Source organism: Thermosulfurimonas dismutans (genome assembly GCF_001652585.1).
GTDB classification, from domain to species: Bacteria; Desulfobacterota; Thermodesulfobacteria; order Thermodesulfobacteriales; family Thermodesulfobacteriaceae; genus Thermosulfurimonas; species Thermosulfurimonas dismutans.
Map to the genome: position 1 here is coordinate 1 of NZ_LWLG01000029.1, position 2,545 is coordinate 2,545.

A 2,545-nucleotide genomic window follows, 5' to 3' on the forward strand; every position below is an offset into this window, starting at 1 on the left:
TTACAATCATCGGCATCGCTTCGGCCTTCCTCATTGTTCGCATAGGATGTCTGCTACGTTCTACCCGCGATCCAGTGATGGCTTCGGCCCTAGGCCTGGTCCTGGGAAACGTGTTCATGGGCGCAACTTTGCAGATAAATCCTCCTTACAGCGTTCTATTTCCTCTCATTGGGTTTCTGCTCCTTTCTCAGATTCCAGCCCGGTATCATCCCCAGAGAAAGGAACCCTTGGGAGATCTCGTGAAGTATCTTCCTATTATTTTTCTATTTTATCTTCTAACTGGAATGTTTTACGTTTGCCTCATGCCGACCTACATGAAAAACCTCTACTTCCGTGGAGTAGAACTAATTTTCTATATTGTGGCGGTCCTGATTTCGGCCTTTCTTTTTCACCGGAAGAAAGATTATCCCCTAGTGGTAGCCGTGGGCATGGGAACCTTTGCGGTGGCCTTTCTCCACGACTTCAACCGGCTAACCAGCAATCTTGCCATGTATGCCGTACAGACCACGGCTGGATTCATGGACGTCTTTTGTCTTGGACTATTTATACGGGGCGGGGACGTGGTGCGGCGCTTCAGCCTGGGGGCGAGCTGCATGTGTTTGGGTCTAGTGGTGGGCTTACCGGTCCTTTACACCGAGAAATGGCCGTTTATCATGAGTATAGGCGAGAACATCGTCCTGGGGATCGGCCTTCTGGCCTTCTACTTCCTCCAAACCGCTGGCCGAAGGTTCCACAAGAAGTCCCCTCATGTCCACGAGGACTTTAGGGAGAAAAAGCTCATTGAGGCCTGTCGAGCCTTGGGGGCCCCGCGGGAACTCTTCTCTCACCGAGATGGGAAATCCTAAAAATGGCCCTTGCAGGCAAAAATATACGAGAAATCGCCACCATCCTTAAAATTTCGGAATCTTCGGTAAAAACATATCTTCAGCGAGTATACCGCAAACTAGGTGTCTCCTCTAAAGCAGACCTGATCCGGAAGCTGGGATCAAAAATCTCAGAAGTAAGTTATTAATTTAATTGGATCTCTCCGCTATGTAGTCTCGGTTGTAGTCCCGCCGGAGAAGATCCAGATACCCCCTGCGCTCCTCGGGCAAAATGCCCCCACGTCCCCTTTCCGGAAATACCGAGAATTCGGCAAGGGAAGTTCCCGGTGCTGAAGAATGAGTCTTACAAACCTTAGCTACTAAAATACAAGTTTCTAAGGAAAATATCTGTAAATATCTCTCCGTGGAAGCACTCTTATGAAAATTATTTTATTTCCCTCCAGCTTGACCCCTACCCGATAATTCTTAATTTTTAGGCGATAATAATTTTTATGTCCCTTAAGTTTTCTAATTCCCCTAATATCTAGAATAGAATTCGCCTTTTTTATTTCAAAAATTAAATTTTCAAGCTCCCGTTTTATAATGTTATCTCTAATATTCTTAATATCTCTCAAAAAAGATCTCTCATAAAGAACTTGCACTATCTACTCCCTTAAAGCTTGCATAACCTCCTCTTCATCAACAAATTCACCCCGATCTCCTTCTTCTATCGCCTTAATTAATCCTTTTTCTTCCAACTCTTCAAAATCTTTCCATGAAATAATCTCTACTTCGTCTCTAAAGTGCTTCAATAACCATTCAAGGTAGGGCTTAGCTCCAGGTTTTACTCTTAAGATTATAGTTTCCATTTTTCTCCCCCTTTTTTATTCCATTTTTCCCTTTATATGACATATTTCAAGCCCTCCGAGACACCTCAAGGGTCCGTTCGGCTACGTGGTCCCAGTGGTACTCCCGCTACTTTCCATCGCTTGCGCCAGGTTAGCCACATCTCCTTTCCGAAAATAGCGAAATCAGGAAGGGGAAGCTCTCGATGCTGCGGAATGTCACTTACGAGAACCGGAAGCCCGTAGCTTAGACCCTCAAGAAGGGCGATGGGAAGCCCTTCGTAATGTTAGAAAAATGATAATTTTTGCTCAGAGCTAGGAGTCTGGGTATACTTTAAAGGTGGGCCTTTTTGATAGATTGACCATCTCTTTGGTGGACCCGGCGAACTTGCCGGGCCACTAATTTTTGGACGTGGAGAAAAAAGTGATAAAATCAAAAACAGAAGAGGCAGATTATGCAAGCACAAACAGAATATGAAAAGATTATTCTGGAAAAATTAAAGCAATTACCTTCATTTTGTTGGAAAGAGGTGATTGATTTTATTGAATTTTTGAAATTAAAAATTGAGAAAAATGAAACTTTATTTTTAAGCGAAAAAAGTTTGGCTAAAGATTGGCTTTTACCTGAGGAAGATGAAGCATGGAAAGATTTATAAAGGGTGACATAGTAGTAATTCCTTTCCCTTTTTCGGACTTAACTGGTGCAAAAAGACGACCGGCTTTGGTTATAAGTAATTTAAAGGGAGAAGATCTAATCTTGTGCCAAATAACGAGCAAAAAAGTAAAAGATGAATATACTATTGTAATTACAGAGGAAGATTTTGAAGAAGGAAGTCTTAGGCAGGAGAGCAATGTAAGACCAAATAAGATTTTTACAGCAGATGGAAGTATAATTTT

6 protein-coding genes are annotated in these 2,545 nt (G+C 42.8%); 4 read left to right on the forward strand and 2 right to left on the reverse strand.

Annotation, left to right across the window (positions count from 1 at the left end; translation table 11 throughout):
- Both TDIS_RS11210 and TDIS_RS11600 read left to right on the forward strand, forming a co-directional pair.
- Positions 1–845 (forward strand): hypothetical protein (locus TDIS_RS11210; protein ID WP_161939525.1); only part of this gene is annotated, 845 nt, incomplete at its 5' end.
- A 2-nt stretch (positions 846–847) separates the two neighbouring features.
- Positions 848–1,012: a helix-turn-helix transcriptional regulator gene (locus tag TDIS_RS11600; RefSeq protein ID WP_084271087.1), complete on the forward strand. Its 165-nt coding sequence runs from the start codon at positions 848–850 to the stop codon at positions 1,010–1,012.
- 186 nt (positions 1,013–1,198) lie between these two features.
- Here the strand turns inward: TDIS_RS11600 and TDIS_RS11605 are convergent, their stop codons facing one another.
- Together TDIS_RS11605 and TDIS_RS10510 are read right to left on the reverse strand one after the other, a co-directional pair.
- On the reverse strand, positions 1,199–1,465 hold the full coding sequence (locus TDIS_RS11605; protein ID WP_068671843.1) for a type II toxin-antitoxin system RelE family toxin: 267 nt from the start codon (positions 1,463–1,465) through the stop codon (positions 1,199–1,201).
- Between the two features lie 3 nt (positions 1,466–1,468).
- Positions 1,469–1,672, reverse strand: coding sequence for a hypothetical protein (locus tag TDIS_RS10510; protein WP_068671844.1), 204 nt, complete (start codon positions 1,670–1,672; stop codon positions 1,469–1,471).
- 431 nt (positions 1,673–2,103) lie between these two features.
- Between TDIS_RS10510 and TDIS_RS10515 the strand changes: the two genes are divergently transcribed.
- Together TDIS_RS10515 and TDIS_RS10520 are read left to right on the forward strand one after the other, a co-directional pair.
- Complete coding sequence (locus TDIS_RS10515) at positions 2,104–2,304, forward strand: hypothetical protein (protein ID WP_068671845.1); 201 nt, start codon at positions 2,104–2,106, stop codon at positions 2,302–2,304.
- A partial coding sequence (locus TDIS_RS10520) for a type II toxin-antitoxin system PemK/MazF family toxin (RefSeq protein ID WP_068671846.1) occupies positions 2,289–2,545 on the forward strand: 257 nt, incomplete at its 3' end. The genes TDIS_RS10515 and TDIS_RS10520, both read left to right, overlap by 16 nt.

Excerpts from the sequence above, each read along its gene's own strand:
- TDIS_RS11600 (WP_084271087.1), top strand. The coding sequence starts at position 848 with ATGGCCCTTGCAGGCAAAAATATACGAGAAATCGCCACCATCCTTAAA.
- TDIS_RS10515 (WP_068671845.1), top strand. The coding sequence starts at position 2,104 with ATGCAAGCACAAACAGAATATGAAAAGATTATTCTGGAAAAATTAAAG.
- TDIS_RS10510 (WP_068671844.1), bottom strand. The coding sequence starts at position 1,672 with ATGGAAACTATAATCTTAAGAGTAAAACCTGGAGCTAAGCCCTACCTT.